Annotated in this window: 13 protein-coding genes; 7 read left to right on the forward strand and 6 right to left on the reverse strand. The window is 53.1% G+C overall.

Annotated features, from left to right (window positions below; translation table 11 throughout):
- The first annotated feature begins 14 nt into the window (after positions 1-14).
- The 4 genes from H144_RS0105945 (at position 15) to H144_RS0105955 (ending at position 4,555) form a co-directional block, all read left to right on the forward strand.
- Positions 15-689, forward strand: coding sequence for a hypothetical protein (locus tag H144_RS0105945; RefSeq protein WP_229207845.1), 675 nt, complete (start codon positions 15-17; stop codon positions 687-689).
- Between the two features lie 102 nt (positions 690-791).
- Entirely contained in the window at positions 792-1,316 is a 525-nt protein-coding gene (locus H144_RS33185) for a gluzincin family metallopeptidase (protein ID WP_019941133.1), read from the forward strand.
- 141 nt (positions 1,317-1,457) lie between these two features.
- Complete coding sequence (locus H144_RS33190) at positions 1,458-3,029, forward strand: M1 family aminopeptidase (RefSeq protein WP_019941134.1); 1,572 nt, start codon at positions 1,458-1,460, stop codon at positions 3,027-3,029.
- A 71-nt stretch (positions 3,030-3,100) separates the two neighbouring features.
- Complete coding sequence (locus tag H144_RS0105955; RefSeq protein ID WP_019941135.1) at positions 3,101-4,555, forward strand: TlpA family protein disulfide reductase; 1,455 nt, start codon at positions 3,101-3,103, stop codon at positions 4,553-4,555.
- Positions 4,556-4,571: 16 nt separating this feature from the next.
- On the opposite strand, the gene H144_RS0105960 is transcribed toward H144_RS0105955, so the two are convergent.
- From H144_RS0105960 to cobA, 6 genes are all read right to left on the reverse strand, one after another.
- Positions 4,572-5,051 carry a nitrate reductase associated protein gene (locus tag H144_RS0105960; RefSeq protein WP_019941136.1) on the reverse strand — a complete coding sequence of 160 codons (480 nt, stop codon included), beginning with the start codon at positions 5,049-5,051 and terminating at the stop codon, positions 4,572-4,574.
- A gap of 2 nt (positions 5,052-5,053) precedes the next feature.
- Positions 5,054-6,550, reverse strand: coding sequence for a rubredoxin (locus H144_RS0105965; RefSeq protein WP_019941137.1), 1,497 nt, complete (start codon positions 6,548-6,550; stop codon positions 5,054-5,056).
- Between the two features lie 237 nt (positions 6,551-6,787).
- Complete coding sequence (locus H144_RS0105975) at positions 6,788-10,414, reverse strand: nitrate reductase (protein WP_019941139.1); 3,627 nt, start codon at positions 10,412-10,414, stop codon at positions 6,788-6,790.
- 292 nt (positions 10,415-10,706) lie between these two features.
- The gene (locus tag H144_RS0105980) at positions 10,707-12,020 is read right to left on the reverse strand and encodes a NarK family nitrate/nitrite MFS transporter (RefSeq protein ID WP_019941140.1); all 1,314 of its coding nucleotides are present in this window, start codon (positions 12,018-12,020) and stop codon (positions 10,707-10,709) included.
- A 35-nt stretch (positions 12,021-12,055) separates the two neighbouring features.
- Positions 12,056-13,408: an alginate export family protein gene (locus H144_RS0105985; RefSeq protein ID WP_019941141.1), complete on the reverse strand. Its 1,353-nt coding sequence runs from the start codon at positions 13,406-13,408 to the stop codon at positions 12,056-12,058.
- 33 nt (positions 13,409-13,441) lie between these two features.
- Complete coding sequence (cobA, locus tag H144_RS0105990) at positions 13,442-14,200, reverse strand: uroporphyrinogen-III C-methyltransferase (protein ID WP_019941142.1); 759 nt, start codon at positions 14,198-14,200, stop codon at positions 13,442-13,444.
- 275 nt (positions 14,201-14,475) lie between these two features.
- Between cobA and nirB the strand changes: the two genes are divergently transcribed.
- From nirB to H144_RS0106005, 3 genes are all read left to right on the forward strand, one after another.
- Entirely contained in the window at positions 14,476-17,004 is a 2,529-nt protein-coding gene (gene nirB, locus H144_RS0105995; protein ID WP_019941143.1) for a nitrite reductase large subunit NirB, read from the forward strand.
- 179 nt (positions 17,005-17,183) lie between these two features.
- A complete protein-coding gene (gene nirD, locus H144_RS0106000) occupies positions 17,184-17,537 on the forward strand; it encodes a nitrite reductase small subunit NirD (protein WP_019941144.1) in 354 nt (117 codons plus the stop codon).
- A 52-nt stretch (positions 17,538-17,589) separates the two neighbouring features.
- On the forward strand, positions 17,590-19,020 hold the full coding sequence (locus H144_RS0106005) for an ATP-binding protein (RefSeq protein WP_019941145.1): 1,431 nt from the start codon (positions 17,590-17,592) through the stop codon (positions 19,018-19,020).
- Positions 19,021-19,045 lie beyond the last annotated feature (25 nt).

A 19,045-nucleotide genomic window follows, 5' to 3' on the forward strand; every position in this document is an offset into this window, starting at 1 on the left:
GTTCCCAAATTGTCTTGTTTCTGAACGTTCTCGTAAACGTTTGCGCCGCTGATTCTCCCGATAAAGCCCAGGCATCGCAGGCCGGTCGGATGGCTCCTTATCGTTTTCCGGAGTTTGGGAAGGGGACAGTTTATTTCCGCAACGGTACCCGGCGCGAGGCTTTCCTCAATTATCATCGCATACAGGGTCAAATGCAGTTTCTGAGCCTGCAGGCGGATACGATGCTTTTTACAGGAAAATACCTCATCGATCGTATCGAAACGGCGGGACGTACCTTTCTCCTGACTGAAAAGGATTCGGATATGGAAGTAATCGATGTTGCCGGCGACGTGATGCTGGCGGCCAGGACGCAATCGGAGGCCGCCGGGAACGGTCTTAGCCATTCCGGTCAGCACTATTCGGCATCGGCGGGAGAGGGCAGTCCGGGTTTGCTGGTGAGCAACAGGGAAGGGAATTTTCAGTGGCAGAACAATGCTTCGGGGCAGCCGTCGCGGGTAAAAACGACTTATTTTCTCATGGATCGAAACAGAATTGTACGCCCTGCATCGCGACGTACATTCCTCACCGTGTATGCCCGCCACCGGCGCGGGCTCGCGCGGTACATGAGCAGAAACCGAATCGACTACAACAATGAGGCGGATCTCCGAAAGCTCATCGGATTTTGCGCGGGCCTGACCGGTACAGATTAAAAAACTGCCGTTAGAACATTTAGTGGGAAAATCGGGGAGATTTGTCGCCGATTGGTTAAGTTAGTGTGCTCACAATGATTTGTTTACAGCAAATGGCGCGCTATGAAAACACCTTTCCTGATTCTTTTTACCTGCCTGTGCCTGCGCGTGTTTGCGCAGGAGCCTGCAACAGACATTTCCACTGCCGACATTGCCTCGATGGAGAGCCGGCAGGCAGGCTTGCGGCTCGCGGCGTCGCCGCTGCGGGTCATGGCATCCAATAACTTTGATGTCAGGTATTACCGCTGTCAATGGGATGTGGATCCGGCAGTTAATTACATAAAAGGGGTAGTAACGCCTCATTTTGTCATGACAGCGGCGGGGAATAGTATCACGCTGGATCTTGCAAGTGCCCTGACGGTGTCGTCGGTGCAGCAGCATGGAAGTAATGTGGCATTCACGCACGCGGCCGACGCGCTCACGATCACATTACTCGCACCGCTTGCGCAGGGGGTGAAAGATTCGATCACTATCAGCTATGAAGGTGTCCCGCCGGCGTCCAACGGGGCGTTTGTGGTCTCTACGCACGGGCCTTCCGCGACGCCGGTGCTATGGACGCTGAGCGAGCCCTACGGCAGCCGCGACTGATGGCCCTGCAAGAACGGCCTCGACGATAAGGCCGATTCCGTCGACATTTTTATTACACATCCCGCAGCTTACAAAGCCGCCTCGAACGGCCTGCTAAGGAGCGAAACGCCCCTGGCCGGATCGAAAACCCGGACGCACTGGATGCACCGATACGCGATTGCCAGCTACCTGGTGGCATTTGCGGTGACAAATTATAATGTGCTGGATGCCAGCGTCATGATCGGCAGCACGAGCGTGCCGATGAAGACTTATTGTTACCCCGAAAGCCAGGTGACTTTCCAGGGCGGCGTGCAGAACACCCTGAATGCGATGGTACAATACAGCAATTTGTTCGGGGATTATCCTTTCAAAAACGAGAAATACGGCCATGTGCAGTTCGGCTGGGGCGGCGGAATGGAACATCAGACATGCTCTTTTATGGTCAATATGTCGGAAACGCTTATTGCGCATGAGCTTGGGCATCAATGGTTTGGCGACAAGGTGACTTGCGGGAGCTGGCAGGATATCTGGCTCAACGAAGGTTTCGCGACCCACCTGGCGAGCATTTATATGGAGGCCAAATATCCGCTCAATACGAAATCCAGCCGGACGATCGAGATCAACAATATCACTTCGCAGCCGGGCGGGTCGGTGTGGGTCGACAATGTGAACGACGTGAACCGCATTTTCAGCAACCGGCTTACTTACCTCAAAGGCTCGCATTTGCTCTACATGCTGCGCTGGATTCTGGGCGACGCCACCTTTTTCACGGCAGTGAACAACTACATCCACGACCCCGCGCTCGCTTACGGGTACGTGACGACGGCCAATTTGAAAAGCCACCTCGAAGCTGCCAGCGGCATCGACCTGACCTATTTTTTCAACCAGTGGTTCACCGGGCAAGGCTACCCGTCGTACCAGGTGGAGTGGTACCCGACAGGTAACTCCGTGCAGGTAAGACTGAACCAGACACAATCGCACGCGTCGGTGAACTTCTTCCAGCTCCCGGTACCGCTCCTGTTCCGAAATACGACTACGAACCAGCAAAAGCTGGTCGTGCTGAACAACATGGTCAACGGCCAGTTTTTTGTAGATAATCTGGGATTTGAAGCCACAGAGGTCGTTTTCGACCCGGATGTATGGCTTATTACCCGCAACAACACGCTTACGAAAACATCGGGCCCGCTGCCGGTAACTTTTAGCCGCTTTGACATCGCATGCCAGGGCAGCAATGCACGGCTGACATGGCAAACGGCGGAAGAAGTGAATGCGGATTACTTTGAAATACAGGCCAGTAAAGACGCCCGGCAATGGAATGCTATCGGAATGGTTGAGGCGGTTGGTAATTCGAATGTGAGAAATGATTATTCCTTCAACGTTGAATCGGTTTATAACTATGGTTATTACCGGATTAAGGAATTTGACGAGGATGGGAAAATGCAGGAAACACGGATTGTGTCGGCTAAATGTATGAATGCAAAAGGCATTGTAGCTGCACCCAACCCGGTGCAGTCTGTTTTGCAAATTAAATTACCGGATCAGCAAATGGTATTGCATCCGGTTTCAATCACCAGCATTTCCGGGAATGGATTTCCTGTAAATGCGGAAAGAATTACTAATGCAAATGGAACAATGCATTTGAATGTCTCGCATCTGTCGTCCGGTCTATATTTCCTCACACTTCGCCGCGATACGACGGGTGAAATAATAAATGTTAAATTTTTAAAAGAATAATATTATCTCCACAAGATCCATTTTATTGGCGTATTGACTCGAAAACTTCCTTCAACATAACGTCAGATCAAATGGGCCATCGATTTTTATTGTATTTGCTGTTTATAGGTATTCTTTTTCAATTGGCTGGCTGTGGGCGAAAGAAAAGTAATTCGGTTCGAATATCGGTGCATTATCCGAAGGCTGCGGGTGATACGGTGCGAGTCGGCCGGGTGAATATGGTGAGTATGGATGGCATTATCCTTGGAAGGGTTAGGTTGGATAGTGCCGGAAAAGGCGTATTGGAAGTTCCGGTAGATGCGCCGGTCTTTGCCTATCTCAATGGAGATGTTATTTCGGCAGGTATGTTGCTATATCCCGGTGACGATGTCGTCATTGTGCCTTCTGCCAACGGGACAAAGGTTGATATACAGTTTGAAGGCGATGGTGCTGCGATTAATCAGGCTTATCATGAAGCACAGCAGAATAGGAACGACTTCGATAAATGGAATGGTAAATATTATTTTCATTTGCCGCCCGATGAATTCCTGAAAGCAAAAGATTCGCTGCGAAGCTATTATGATCAGCTATTGACTCAACTGAAACCGGACGATCAAATTCCGGCCGAACGACTGGATTTGATCAAGCGGCAAATGGATATGCATGTCGCTTTCTACCAATTCAATTTCGCAATTGGAAAAGATTCTGCGGAAATCCCGGCACAGGTCAGGAAGTTTGTATCGAAAATACCGGTCGATACAATGGCAATCCAAACAGGTATGTTCGATTACGCCCTGATTGCCTCACAGTTTTACAGGAACGAGATCAGCGATGCGATTTATGAAGAAAATAAGGAAGTAGACGGTGATAGCCTGGAAACTATTTTCCCAATATTGGTAGAACAAAAAATAAAAGCTGCGAAGTACCCCGGGCTAGTCGAAGATCTCGTTCGCGCCATGGGCGTTCATGTCCAGATTGCGATGAACGGGCTTACACCTGATTTGTTGAAAACGGCAAGGAAACTTGGAAAGGAACTCGGTTCTGACGATTTTAAAAATGCAATTCACGAAGACGTTGCGAAATGGGAAAAAATCGGCCCTGGTAAACCCGCGCCGGATTTTAGCGGCCTCACACCCGACGGTAAGAAGCTGGCATTGTCGGATTTGCGGGGGAGAATCGTTTACGTCGATATTTGGGCAACCTGGTGCGGGTACTGCATCGAAGAGTTTCCAGACTCTCAAAAAATGCAGGAAGAGTTTAAAGGCAATGACAAGGTCGCGTTCCTGTATGTGTCGGTGGATCAGGATACCCTGGCCTGGAAGAAAATGATGGCCGGCAAAAAAGTGCCGAATGGGCTTCATATGCTTCATGGCACGAATGGCCCGCAATCCATCTGGAATCTGTATCACGTCTCGGGCATTCCGCGCTACTTGCTGATCGATGGGGACGGACGGATGGTGGCGGCACATGCGGAACGGCCATCATCCGGAAATGTCCAGGCGGAGTTGCGGAAATTGCTTACCGCCCGTCATATTGCAGAAAAGTAAAGTCGAAGCCTCAAAACTAACAAGCCGTTGCCAGTCCGAACTCCGCCAGCGCGCGAGGGAAATTTCTTCCTTCGTGCCCCGAGCGGCTCAGTTTGACCAGTGCAAAGCGTTCTAGTTCATTGAGTTGCGTCCATTGGGTGGCGGAAATGACGGGGCAGTTCCATTCATGCGTGCGCTCGTGCACTTCCGCAGGTACGTGCATGCGTACCCACGCTGGATCGAGGTTTTGGAGCAGGCTGGGCACAGTACTGGTGTATTTCCATACGAGTTCGTTCACGTAATCGGCGTACATTTCAACTTCATCAGGCGCGTGGCAGGGCATTTCGGCAAGCAAATCCTTTTCATCGAAATTGAATTTGGCCCAGTCGGATAGTTGCAATTTGACGCGGCAGGTATCCAGCTTGTACCGCACGATCATTGGAATGCAGCGGAGGCTATCGACAAAATCACGTTCGAATGCGAAATAGCGTGTCTCGATGGTTGTTATCGTGTTCATTATCAGGCGGGTTCCAGGTGAGAAGATTTTGTTAGTTCAATGGCGGTGAAAGCGTCCTTGCCGCTGTCGCAGGTGGGGCAGCAATACGTTGCCGGAAGGTCTTCGAAGGCGGTCCCGGGAGGGATATCTCCGAGCACGTCGCCATACTCGGGATCATAAATGGTCAGGCAATCGGGGCATTGGTGCACCGTCTTCGCTAATCCGACGGCCGTTTTGGCTTCGTCGGGCTCGGACAGCATAGTTTTCAGCGCTTCCCTCGATCGCTGATTGTTAAACCGCCTGCAAAGACGTTCCAGCTGAGCAGGCAAATGTATTTTGAACAACCCCTTCTCAAACAGCACCTGCGAGCGGCTGTTGGGGTTGAAATGTTCGGTATAATAAAGGTCGTACACGCTGAAAAGCGGCAGCTGCCCGATCCGCAGCAACGGCCGTTTGCGGATCAATATCGAGCCGAACACTTCCGATTTCGGGCGCGTCTGAATGCCGAAGCAGAGGCCGAAAGTGCGGGTGTCGTTTTTGGAAAAATGCCGGATCAGCTCGTTTTTCAGCGCGGCACCTTCTGCATGATGGTCTTCCGTCTGCCAGGCGAGCTCGTTAGCGGCATGGCGGACATTGATATTGTGCTTGCCCAGAATATTGCTCCACGCTTCGCGGTGCGGGTCTTCAATGCCTTTGATAACCAGTGACTTCCATGGTGTTGTACATATTTCTCCCACGCGTGTTTTCAGGCACAAGGCACAGACGTCCAGCAGGAATTCGATCGAAAATTCCTCGTCGCGGCGGTACAGGCCCAGCCATGTACGGGATTCGTAGCGGTTGAAACCTTCATAGTATGGCAATGAAAAAGAAGGTAGTTCAAGGTCGTGTTGCGCGGGCTTCGAAACATAGCGGATATGCCCGTTCACCGCCGTTTTCAATGCATTTTCATCATGAATGCCTTCGCCGAGCATGCATTCTTCGAACACTTTCGACAGTCGGCCGATCTCGTTGGTGTAAATCAGTTCATGCCATTTAAAAACCGTATTGGTTTGCTTCAACCGTACATATAAGTACCAAAAATGCGGTTCGGGTGAGGAAATGAAGTTGAGATTACCCGTAAAAAACGGCGTGAAACTCTGGTTGGAATCCGAAATGTTGATTTTCAAACCTGGCAACATATCCTGCCGTAGCCCGCGGTCGAGCTCGAAACTGTCGAGGACCGAATGGTACTCGCTCGCGTTGAGCCATTGCCCGGTCCGGAAAACCTCCTCGCCGCAATAGGAGCTCACGATATTAGGCCGCCGGTCGGTATTAACCTCGTAAAAAACGCCGAGTTTTTTAAAATCACTTTCCAAAAACCGCATTTCTTCATAATGCACCGTCATCAGCAGCTGCTGCCGCGAGCCGAACCGTACCTTGCGGACATGCGCGTTCCAAGCCGCCGAAAGCACGTCTTTCAGAAACCCCGGCGAAGCAATGCCGCCCGGCAGGTTGATTTTGATGTTATAGTAGTCGCGCATTGTTGTTACGGTTTTGTGGTAAGTGTTGTCAGGTATGGTCAGGTGTTGCCAATTTCACTCACTCATTAACATGGTCGGGCATTGTAGGCTCGGGAGGAGCACCCTGTTTATAGGAGTTAAGTAACCAGAAACCTTTCGGCTCCATCGGGCCCTCCTTCTTACAATAAATGCCCTCAAAGACTACACCTGACAATTCCTGACTATATCTGACCATACTTGACCACACCTGACCCAATTTCAATTCGTTACCAAACTCGCCTCCAACGCCTTTTCAAGTATCGAACGCACTTCCGGCCGGCAGGAGCCGCAGCCTGTGCCGGCGCCGGTGGTCTGGCAGAGCCGCTGGAAATCGCCGCAGCCGCCTGCAATGGCCTTTTCCAGGTTGCCCTGGCCCACGTTGTTGCACGAGCAGACCAGTTTCCCCATCAGCGGCTCGGCTTTCTGGCTGGCGCGCAGCAGTTGCAGGCGCTTTTCCGAAAGCTCCACACCGTTCGAAATCAGGTCGCGGAATTCGAGGAATTCGTTCTTATCGCCGATCAGGATCGCGCCCACGAGCCTGTCGCGGTGCACGATGCATTTTTTGTAATAATGCTTTGATTTATCTATAAATACGATCTGCTCGTACGCGGGATCGTTGGCCGGGGCGTCGGTCATACCAATGCTGCAAAGGTGTAACCCTTCCATTTTCAGGATGTTCATCGACGTGCTGCCTTTGTAAGGCTGCGAAATATCCCCCGCCAGGTAATGTGCGATCACTTCTGCCTGTTGCTCGGCGGCGAGGGTAATGCCCCACATTTGCCCGTTCCATTCGGCGATTTCCCCCGCCGTGTAAATGGCAGGATCGGAGGTTTGCATGTAGTCGTTCACCACCACGCCGCGCTTGCATTCCAGGCCCGCCTCCCTGGCGAGATCAATGGTCGGGACGGTACCGATTGCCAGCACAACCACCTGACAGTCAATTTTCCGCCCCGATTTGAGCCTGATCCCTTCCACGGTGTCCGATCCGGTGAAGGTGGCCACTTCGTCATTGAAATAACATTCGATCCCGCGGTCGAGCAGTTCCTGGTACAGTAACTCGCTCGCCAGCGGATCGAGCTGCCGTTCCATGAACCGGCCGCTACGCTGGATAACTGTCACTTTCACGTCCATTTCGCGGAACGAAGCTGCCAGTTCCAATCCCAGAATGCCCCCGCCGACGATCACCGCGTGCGGGTCGGGCTGTTTCAGGAACGGCAGCAGCGAGTCGGCATCGAGCCGCGAGCGCATATTGAATATCCCGGGCAAGTCGGGCACGCCCTTGGGCGTGAATGCCTTGCTGCCCATGCCGAGGATGAGCTTGTCGTAATGGTGCTCCGTGCCGTTGCTGTCGATGAGCGTTTTGTGTTTGCGATCGATATGCACGATGCTCACGCCCTTGTGCACGGTAATCCGGTTTTCGGCAAACTGGTCCTCGCGCAGTTTTACGAGCTGCTCCCACGTTTGCGAGCCGCTGATGTAGTCGGGGAGCATAACCCGGTTATAGAACGGGTATATTTCTTTGGAAAAAACATGGATCTCGTCGTCCGCATTCAGCTGGCGATAGGCATTGATAAAGCCTAAACCCGCCGATCCGGCGCCGACGATGATGATTTTTTCAAATGGCTTTTGGTATAATGCCACCTGCACGGCTGTGAATTTGAAATCCGGTTCCTTGGATTTCGGGTCTACCAGCGGGCTGGTGAGGTTGTTGGCGCGGGCCAGGTTGCTGCCCAGTATTTTCCCCCAATGCATCTGCAGGAAGCACAGGCCTTTCCGCACATCTTCCGTAATCTGCGCCTTCACGCGCACCTCCCCGCGGCGGCCGCTCACGGTCACCAGGCTGCCTTCCGTAATGCCCCGCTCGCGCGCGTCCTCGGGATGGATTTGCAGGAAAGGTTGCGGGATATGCTTGTTCAGTTTCGCAACACGGCCCGTTTTGGTCATAGTGTGCCACTGGTCACGGATTCTTCCGCTTGTTAAAACCAACGGGAAGAGATTATCTGTCGGTTCGGAATGGTTTTCATCCGGTACGGCGTGGATTTGGGCTCTTTTGTTTTTGGTATAAAACTGATGGTCTGTGAAGAGGCGTTTGGTGCCTTCTTGACTGCCGACCGCTGACGACTGACTGCCGACCGCCGATGGCTGACCGCTGATTGCTGATGGCTGACCGCCGACGACCGACGGCTGACCGCTGATTGTTGATGGCTGGCTGCCTGTTGCGGGTAGCGGCCATTGGATGCTGCGTTTTTCTTTTAGCAAATGGTGACTTACGCCCGTCACGTCGAGGGTTGTTCCCTTGGTTGTTTGGACGTATTCGTCGTAAACTTCTGAGGTGTTTTGGTAGTTGAAGGCGTCTTCAAACCCCATTTTCTGCGCGAAACGCCAAAGAATTTCCGAATCGGGCAGCGCTTCTCCCGGTGCTTCGAGGGCTTTGGGTAAATAGGTGATGCGGCGCTCGGCGTTCGTCATCGTGCCGTCCTTTTCGAGCCAGGCCGCCGCCGGGAGCACCACGTCGGCAAACTGCACGGTGTCGGCGCGATTGGAAACATCCTGCACGACGACGAAACGGGAATTTTTCAATGCATTTTCTACGGCATTGATATCCGGCATGCTCACCATCGGGTTGGTGTTGATGATCCAAATCGCTTTCAGCTTATCGTCGGCCAGTGCCTCGAACATTTCGGTAGCGGTAAGGCCCGGTTTGTCGGCAATGCGAACCGGAGTTTTCCAAAACTGCTCCATTTCCTCACGGTGTTCAGCATTTACGACCTCGCGGTGGCCGGGAAGGATGTTGGCGAGGCCGCCCGTCTCGCGACCGCCCATAGCGTTCGGCTGGCCGGTGAGCGAGAATGGCCCATTGCCCGGCTTACCGATTTTGCCGGTGATCAAATGCAGGTTGATGAGCGAAAGGTTTTTATTCACGCCAATTACCGATTGGTTCAATCCCATGGTCCAGAAGGACAGAAAGCCTTTCGAGCGGCCGATCCATTCGGCGGCCAAGGCAATATCGGCGGAAGGGATACCGCAAATGTCGGCCGCTTCCGCCAATGTGCGCTGCATTACTTGTAGCCGGAATAGATCAAAACCATCGGTGTGGTCAGCCATAAACCGCTCATCGAGATAATCGTTTTCGATCAGCAAACGGCCGATCGCATTGTTGAGGACAATGTCGGTACCGGGGCGGATCTGCAAGTGCAGGTCGGCCGAGCGTGCGGTGTCGGTCACGCGCGGGTCCACGCAAATGATTCTGGTAGCCGGATTCGCCGTTTTGTGGGCTTCCACGCGCCGCCAGATAATGGGGTGGCACCAGGCGGGGTTAGCGCCGGTTACATACATGACGTCGGCCGCCTCGATGTCGTCGTAGCAAACCGGAACGCTATCCTCGCCCAGTGACAGCTTGTAGCCCACCACCGCCGAGCTCATGCACAGGCGGGAGTTGGTATCGATATTGTTGGTCCCGATGAAGCCTTTGATCAGCTTGTTCACCAGATAATACTCCTCGGTGAGGCATTGTCCCGATACATAAAACGCCACGGAGTCGGGCCCGAATTTTTTAATTAATGCTTTAAAAACTGCCGCTGTACGCTCCAAAGCCTCATCCCAGCTCGCCCGCTGCAATGGCATCGAACGGTTCAGCCGCACCTGCGGGTACAGTAGCCGGTCCGACTGGTCCATTACCGTATAATGCAGGTTCATGCCCTTGGAGCACAGCATGCCCTTATTGGAAGGATGTTCTTGATCCCCTTCCAGGCTCAGCTGCCCATTATTCTCTTTCGTCACCACGACCCCGCAGCCTACTCCACAGTAGCAGCAGGTCGATTTGTAGGATGCCGGGGTTGGTTTCATGGTTTCTGGGTTGATCCCCAGGTTGAAACCTGGGGTTATGGGGATTGATGCTGCAATATTTTCTTCTCTTTTATTTGGATCCCCGGGTTAAAACCCGGGGCAATGGGATTTTTTGTTGGCCCGGAGGGTTGCCGTTTTGGCCCCGGCGGGCCTCCTGGGTGGCACCACCTCTTTTGTTATCAGGAAACTCCTTGGGAGTCCGGTGATACATTGGCATTTTGGGTTTGCTATAAACAGGCAGCCACTCTGTGGCATTTTTTGCGAATGAGCTCCCAGTTCATTGCAGTCGATTTTAATCAATGGTCACTGGTTCCAATTGGCCAGTTTCTGCCGTGATGCGCTCTGTTTTCTCAAAATTGATCAATGCCACAACAGCAGCCACACAAGCAATGGCTACGCCGATATACATGAATGCCTGCGAATAGCTGATGGTGCTCGATTTGAACAGGAAACCTGCCAGTACCGCACCTACATTGCCGCCTGCGCCCACAATCCCGCTTACGGAACCGATCGCCTTTTGATTAATGAATGGTACGATCGCGTAAGTAGCGCCATTCGCCATTTTCAAAAACATCGCGAAGCAAAGCATCGTAATCACCGCGCCGACAATACTGCCGCTCTGCGCGAACAATGCGATGCCGATCCCTTCGAGGACGAGCAACAATGCCAGCAGACGGCCCTTGCCCAGCATTCCCCATTTGCTGCCTACCTTATCCGCTACAATGCCGCCCACGGCGCGGGCGAAAATGTTCATAAAGCCGAATGTACCTGCCAGGATACCCGCCGTTGCCAGTGAGGTATTGAAGTTGTCGAAGAAATACAATGCCGCTACATTGTCGAAAGTGATTTCTATGCCGAAACATGCGCCATATGCAAGAAACAATGCCCACGTACGCGGATCGCGCATGGCGATGCCTAATGTGCCTTTCGTTTTCGCGGCTTTGGCGTTGGCAACGGCCAGGTCTTCGAAATTGCCGGCAGGCGTGTCTTTGGTGAAGAAGTAATAGACGAATGCGAAGATCAGCAGTGCCGCGCCGGGAATGACCATGGCGATCCGCCAGGCTGATTCGGGCAGGTAGCCAGCGCCGACGAATGCCGCGAAAATCAGCGGCATGACCATATTGGTGATCCCGCCGCCCAGGTTACCCCAGCCGCCCGCCACTGCATTCGCCGTTCCGACGATCTTCTTGTCGAACATGACGGAAGTATGGTACTGCGTCACCACAAACGACGCGCCGATCACCCCGATGGCGAGACGGAAAAGCAGAAAGCCTTCATAGGAATCCACCAAACCTACCGTCATCACGGGAATGGAGCCGAGCCCCAGCAATGCGGTGTAGGTTTTACGCGGCCCCCAGGTATCACAAAGCTTGCCGATAGCGATGCGGGCGATCACCGTCGCGGCCACGGACGCGATGATGATGTTGCCGATCTGCGGTTTGGTGAGTTCCAGGTCGGTTTTGATGACCGTCATCAGCGGGGCCAGTCCGAACCATCCGAAGAAGCAAAGGAAGAACGCCATCCAGGTGAGGTGGAAGGTTCGCATCTGTACGCCCCGGAAGCTGAATATGTTGAGTTTTTCAAGCGGCTTGTTGGTCGTTTCCATAGTAATAAGAGTTTGAAATGTTGGTTAGGACAGACTTATTTCAGGAATTCAGGTTTGATATTGATCATCAGATAAGCCCAGTTGGACATTTTCTGCGGGTTCTTCACACCTTTTACCTGTGCAAGGCTGCTGGTGGAAATGAAGGTACAGTAGCCACCCTGGAAGCTGATGGTCTTGGTCAGGTTGTAATTCGCGATGATGTCGAGTTCCTCGCCGAATGCCGATGAAAGTTTCTGGTTATCAGCCACGCGTACCTGTGCCGCACTCGCGAAATGGTGCAGATCTGTATTGATCGAGAGCTTTTCGGAGGCTTTGATCGTCGTACTGATGTACACGTCCGAAAGCCCGCCTTTGCCGAATGCGTTCGCGGCATAGAAGTAGTCCATTTGCCCCCAGAACTTGTGCGGCGTGCCGTAAAGCGGGTCGAATGTGTGGCTTTTGCGCGAACCGGATGCTGTTCCGGAGGTGTAGTCGAAGCCGGGGCCAATGGAAAATACCCGGTTCATCGCATACAGCCCCCGGACAGAATACATGTACGCGCTTAGCGAAGCGCCATCCTTATCTTTGCCGACCTGGTAGAATGCATTGGCGGTCACCGTCCAGCTCTTGCCGATTTTCGTTTGCAAGTAAGGCCCGAACGTCACGCGGCTGCGTACGCCGTTTGCGAGCTTTTTCACACCCGCCGTATCCAATGTATATTTTTGAAAATCATCCTTCACAACGAGGAAAGAGGCATTTCCCTGTTTTAATTTTTTGCCCAGGTACAAAAACTGCAACGACTTGTACATCGTGCCGATGCCGTTCGTTCCCGCAGGATAACCGGCCGGCACGCCGTCGTACAAAGTGCCGCTTTTGAGCTCACGGTTTTGGTTATACGCAACGCCCAGATGTGCGGTAAAACCGTTATTTCCATATTTCAGCAATGCCGCGTCATGGCGCCGGGCTTGTTGCAGCCAGTCCAGATTGCCGAGCACGCGGCTGTCGTCGTAGAGGAATTCCTGGCGACCGATTTTCAATGCGAACTCCTTGCCGAGCTTCGTCTGGTTCGTGTCGAGCAGGCTGATCTCGCCCCAGGCTTCGTGCAGCATCAGGCCGTTCAATGCCGGATTGGTGATGCGGTTATTGCTGGAAGCGTCCTGTCCCCACACGCGCACATCCTGCACGGCTACGAAAAATTGCGTCCGGTAACCCTTGTAGCCCGCATTGAGGCGGGTGCGCTGGGAGGTGAAGAAGGCCGGTTTTTCACCTTTGGAAAGCATCGTGCCCTGTCCGTCGAGGAGTTCGGTCCGGGTCCGCAGCTGTCCCGAAAGGCTGAATTGGGCCATTGTCCGCGTGGTGGCCAGCATACCGGCCACGCTCATGCCCAGCAAAAGGAGCGCTTTTTTCATTGTTTATCATGTTTAGGTTGGAGTGAAAGCATGTCAAAAAGCCATCTGCATATTTTGCAGGTATTCCAATGCATAGGCGGGGCTGAGTGCGACGACCTCGCCCATCACCATGATCGCCGGTGTGCTGATACCGCTTTCGCGTACCAGTCGCGGCATTTCCCAAACCTGTCCCACGACGCTCTTTTCATCCGGCCGGGTGCCGTTCTGGATCACGGCCATCGGCAAATGCCCGCGTCCGAAGTGTTTGTATAATGCACAAATTTCTTCCAGTTTATTCAATCCCATCAATACGATCACCGTCGCTTTGGACTGGGCGGCGAGCCGGATGTCGTCCGAAAGTTCGCCCGCCTGCGTCGTTCCGGTGATCACCCAGAAGCTTTCACTTGCCCCGCGGCGGGTTACGGGTATTTCGAGGGAGGCCGGTACGGCGATGCTGCTGGTGATGCCGGGCACCATGGTGCACGGAATGCCGTGGTCGCGGGCGTATTCCATTTCCTCGTGCCCCCGTCCAAACACGAATGGGTCGCCGCCTTTGAGCCGCACCACGTGGCCGCGCTTGCGGGCGAGTCGTACGATGAGGCCGTTGATCTCGCCCTGCGAGAAGGAAGGCTGTCCCACTTTTTTGCCGACATACATTTTCAATGCATGTGCCGGTGCGAATTCCAGGAATGCCGCGTTGGCCAGTTCGTCGTAAAGTACCACATCGGCCGATTGCAATGCCCGCATGCCTTTCAGGGTGATCAGTTCGCTATCTCCGGGGCCGGCTCCTACCAGTGTCAGTTTGGCTTCCATCTCTTATATATAATAGGGTGAATATTAGAAATGTACTATATGTAGTATTTTGTTACTATATCAATTGTTGGTTCAAATTTACTAGTGAAATTTTATAAAACAATCATTTTGCCAAAAATTATGTTTGTTTTTGACCATAAATACGAATATAAAATTAGGAAATCGAGAAAATGCGATTTACTTTTGACTTATCGATAAGATGATAAAACACGTCTAAAATTAAAATAATACAATAAAATAATTCTGTTTTCACAAATTAATAGTTATTATTTACTATGAAAACTGTTTCAGACACCCGGATCGTAGTCGTAGGCAATGGTATGGTGGGCTACAAATTCTGTGAAAAGCTCCTTTCAAAAAGAAAAGAAGGTCAGCAATTTTCAATCACCGTTTTCGGTGAAGAGCCGCGCGCTGCCTACGACAGAGTGCATTTGAGCGAATTTTTTGCCGGTAAATCGGCCGATGACCTTTCCATGGCTGGCGCAGGATGGTATGAAGAGAACGGCATCAGGCTGTTTTTGTCCGATCCCGTGGTGGATATCGACAGGGAGGAAAAACTGGTCCGATCGCACCATGGACATATAGTTTATTATGACTATCTCATCATGGCCACGGGCTCTGGCGCGTTCGTGCCGTCGATCCCCGGTGTCGAAAAGGACGGGGTGTTCGTGTACCGTACCATCGAGGACCTCGAACTGATCCAGTCGTATGCCAAGAAAGCGCGGAAAGGTGCCGTGCTCGGCGGCGGATTGCTGGGCCTGGAAGCCGCCAAGGCGCTGCTGGACCTCGGTCTGGAAGAGGCGCACGTCGTGGAATTTGCCCCGCGCCTTATGCCCCGGCAGATCGACGATGCCGGTTCGCGGATGCTCCAAAGCCAGCTGGAATCGCTGGGTTTGCAGATACATTTATCCAAAAGTACACAGGAAATCCAGGGCGACGAGCGCATTGCGGGCATGCAGTTTGCCGATAACAGCTTCCTCGACGTGGATATGCTCGTGATCTCCACGGGTATCCGCCCGCGTGACGAGATCGCCAGAATCGCGGGCCTCGAAACGCACCCCCGGGGCGGCATTGTCGTGAATAACCAGCTGCAAACGTCCGATCCGGCCATTTTTGCCATCGGCGAATGTGCATTGGCGCACCATATGATCTACGGCCTCATCGCGCCGGGCTACGAAATGGCCGATGTGGTGGCGACGCTGATCACCGGAGGGGAAAAGGATTTTCAACCCTTCGATATGTCAACCAAGCTGAAACTGATCGGTACCGATGTGGCCAGCTTCGGCGATCCGTTCGTGGAAGAGCCCGCTTGCCGCACGATCCGTTACGAAAACAAGGCAAAGGGGATTTATAAACGCATTAATGTGAGTTCCGACGGCAAGACTTTGCTCGGCGGAATCCTCGTAGGCGAGGCGGAGCAGTACAATATGCTCCTTCAAACCTGCAAAAACAAAACGATCCTGCCGCCCGATTCGGAAGACCTCATTCTCGGCTCCCGCGGGGGCGAGGAAGCGGGCGCGGGTGTGATGAGCCTGCCCGACGACGCGCTCATATGCTCGTGCGAGGCCGTCACCAAGGGCATGATTTGCCATGAAGTAGGCGAAAATGGCCATACTACCGTGGATGCGCTCAAAAAATGCTGCAAGGCCGGTACCGGCTGCGGCGGCTGCATTCCGATGGTGAAGGACCTGATAGGAGGTGTGCTGAAGGAAAAGGGCGTGTATGTCCGCAATGTCGTGTGCGAGCATTTCGATTATTCGCGCCAGGAGCTGCTGGACCTGGTGAAAATGAACGGGTTGAAAACATTTAGCGCCGTGCTTGACCACCACGGCAAGGGCGATGGCTGCGAGGTGTGCAAGCCCTTGGTAGCCTCACTGCTGGCGAGTCTTTGGAATGAAAATATTCTTACAAAAGACCGGGCCGTGGCGCAGGATTCGAACGACCGCTACCTGGCTAATATCCAGAAAGGCGGCACGTACTCCGTCGTTCCGCGCATTCCCGGCGGCGAAATTACGCCTGAAAAACTGATCGTGATCGGTCAGGTGGCGCAGCGGTACGGCTTGTATACCAAGATCACCGGCGGCCAGCGCATCGATCTCTTCGGCGCACACCTGGGCGACCTGCCGGATATCTGGGAAGAACTGATCAATGCGGGTTTTGAGAGCGGCCATGCTTACGGGAAATCTTTGAGGACCGTGAAAAGCTGCGTCGGCTCTACCTGGTGCCGGTTCGGCGTACAGGATTCGGTGTCGTTCGCCATTGAGGTGGAAGACCGGTATAAAGGCTTACGCTCGCCGCATAAGCTGAAATCGGCCGTGTCGGGCTGCGTGCGTGAATGTGCGGAGGCACAGAGCAAGGATTTCGGCATCATCGCTACCGAAAAGGGCTGGAACCTGTTCGTATGCGGTAATGGTGGCTCCAAACCGCAGCACGCACAGCTGCTGGCGACGGACGTGGATAAGGAAACCTGTCTCCGCCTGATCGACCGCTTTCTCATGTTTTACATCAAAACCGCCGACCCGCTCACCCGCACCGCGACGTGGCTCAACAAGATGGAGGGCGGCATGAATTACCTCAAAGCCGTGGTCGTAGACGACGTCCTGGGCATCGCCGACGAGCTCGAACGCGACATGCAGAACCTGATCGACGTCTACAAATGCGAATGGCGCGAAGTAGTGGAAAGCCCGGAGCTCCGCAAACGATTTACGCATTTCGTGAACACCCCGATGAAAGATCCGAGCATCGCATTCGAAGGTATGCGCGAGCAGAAACGCGCCGCCGAATGGGCACTGCCCGTCAGTTAAAACCGACGAAATCGGAATGGCAAATGAACAGCATCGGCAATCCAATGCCCCGGGTTTCAACCCAGGGAGGCCTTAAAAAAATGCAACAGCAAGGAGATTTAATATCAGAAAGAGATAAAACACATTCTTAACCCCGGGGTTTCACCCCCGGGGCCTGGACGACCAAACTACAAGCAATCATGGAAACGATCACTGACACAATCAATGAAGTAACCTGGCATATGGCCTGCTATGTCGACGATATTCCCGAAGACGGAGGGGGATGTGCGTTTATCAGCGGCAGGCAAATCGCGATTTTCAATTTTACCCGACGCGGCGAATGGTATGCTACCGACAACCAGTGCCCGCACCGCCAGCAGATGGCCATTGCTCGCGGAATGATCGGCAGCCAGGGCGAAGAGCCGAAAGTAGCTTGTCCTTTTCATAAAAAAACCTTTTCATTGCAAACCGGACAGTGCCTGAACGACGACGAATACCGCATTAACACCTTCCCGGTGATGGTAAAGGAAAATCGCGTGTATGTAGGACTGTGATTGCGGCAGACCTATCATTTACCGTGGATTTCAACCCACGGCCAGTAAGCAAATGGAAAGACTCGACAAGCGTGTAGCGGGCAACCTCACGCGGTTTTATGTGGTGGCATTGTGTGTGGTGGCTTTGCTGACCATCAGCGGGCTGTTCCTGATACGCAGGACGATCCGTAACCTCAACCACGACAGCCGCGTGGTGAATGTGGCGGGCCGGCAGCGTATGCTCAGCCAGCGCCTTACCAAGCTGGCCATCTTGAAAGTGAACAATATTGAACACCACGATTCCGTGCGTTTCGGCGCATTGCTCGCATTGTGGAAGGACAGCCACGAAGACCTGCTTTCCAAAAAGTTGCCCGTCGACCGGGGATTTGTTACCTGGAAAAGCCCGCCGCTGGACACGATGTTCCATCAGCTGACACCCGTTTTCGACCGCATTTACAACAACCTGAGCATCATCGGCAGCGACACATCCGGCCAGGGCGGCCGCGAGCGTGCATTGGCGGAGGTACTCGCCAGCGAGCCGGACTTCCTTTCCCGGATGAACAGCATTGTGTTTCAGTTCGATAAGGAAAGTTTTGAACGACTGGAAAACCTCGAACGCATCGAATGGATTCTCGATCTCATGACCATTCTCGTGCTCGTGGCGGAAGGCTTGCTGATTTTCAGGCCGGTGGTGAACACGACGCGCCGGGTGGTGCGGATGCTCACCGAGTCCGAAGATGCATTACAGCTTTCGAACCAGAAGTTGAAAGAGTCTAATAATCAGCTTGTTGAAACACAAAAAGAACTCCTCAGGCTGGAAGAAGAAAAATACGAACTGCAACTGACCGAAGACCGCGTCCGTGCCGGGGCGCTGATCGAGGGGCAGGAGGAAGAACGTAAGCGTTTTGCATTGGAGCTGCACGACGGCATCGGGCAGATGCTTACCGGGCTGAAACTCCACGCGGAAAAACTGAAAGCCGTTCAGTTCCACGACGAAAAACACCAGAAGCGCTTCGACCAGCTCGTGGTGCTTATTCAGGATATTATCCAGACAACCAGGCAGATATCTTTCAACCTCATGCCGTCGGTATTGAGCGATTTCGGGCTGGCGTCGGCTTTGAAACTGCTTTGCCAGCAGGCGGCGGACCTATCGGGGGTAAAGGTGGTATTTGAGGGCGAAACGGGCGAGCGCATCCAGATGTCGCGGCCGATGGAGATCGGGCTATACCGCATTGCGCAGGAGGCTTTGAATAATGCCGTCAAACATGCCAATGCGGATGAGATCAAGATAAAATTGGAACAAAATAAGAATCACGTCGTTTTGGAAATCGCCGATGACGGAAAAGGATTTTTAATTAGTAATTTGAAGTCAGAAGAAGGCCAGTTCCTGACCCGCAACGGGATGGAAAACATCCGCACCCGTACGCAGCTGCTGCATGGCGAAATGCAAATCATTTCCAAGGTAGATAGCGGCACCAGGCTGGTCGTTCAGGTTGATTTATAGTGACTTATTGCTGATTAGCTTACCG

The sequence above is a fragment of the Dyadobacter beijingensis DSM 21582 genome (assembly GCF_000382205.1).
Taxonomy (GTDB): Bacteria; Bacteroidota; Bacteroidia; order Cytophagales; family Spirosomataceae; genus Dyadobacter; species Dyadobacter beijingensis.

Coding starts and splice junctions, on each gene's coding strand:
- H144_RS0106005 (WP_019941145.1), top strand. CDS start 17,590: ATGGAAAGACTCGACAAGCGTGTAGCGGGCAACCTCACGCGGTTTTAT.
- nirB (WP_019941143.1), top strand. CDS start 14,476: ATGAAAACTGTTTCAGACACCCGGATCGTAGTCGTAGGCAATGGTATG.
- H144_RS0105955 (WP_019941135.1), top strand. CDS start 3,101: ATGGGCCATCGATTTTTATTGTATTTGCTGTTTATAGGTATTCTTTTT.
- H144_RS33190 (WP_019941134.1), top strand. CDS start 1,458: ATGCACCGATACGCGATTGCCAGCTACCTGGTGGCATTTGCGGTGACA.
- H144_RS33185 (WP_019941133.1), top strand. CDS start 792: ATGAAAACACCTTTCCTGATTCTTTTTACCTGCCTGTGCCTGCGCGTG.
- H144_RS0105975 (WP_019941139.1), bottom strand. CDS start 10,414: ATGAAACCAACCCCGGCATCCTACAAATCGACCTGCTGCTACTGTGGA.
- H144_RS0105960 (WP_019941136.1), bottom strand. CDS start 5,051: ATGAACACGATAACAACCATCGAGACACGCTATTTCGCATTCGAACGT.
- H144_RS0105980 (WP_019941140.1), bottom strand. CDS start 12,020: ATGGAAACGACCAACAAGCCGCTTGAAAAACTCAACATATTCAGCTTC.
- nirD (WP_019941144.1), top strand. CDS start 17,184: ATGGAAACGATCACTGACACAATCAATGAAGTAACCTGGCATATGGCC.
- cobA (WP_019941142.1), bottom strand. CDS start 14,200: ATGGAAGCCAAACTGACACTGGTAGGAGCCGGCCCCGGAGATAGCGAA.
- H144_RS0105965 (WP_019941137.1), bottom strand. CDS start 6,550: ATGCGCGACTACTATAACATCAAAATCAACCTGCCGGGCGGCATTGCT.
- H144_RS0105985 (WP_019941141.1), bottom strand. CDS start 13,408: ATGAAAAAAGCGCTCCTTTTGCTGGGCATGAGCGTGGCCGGTATGCTG.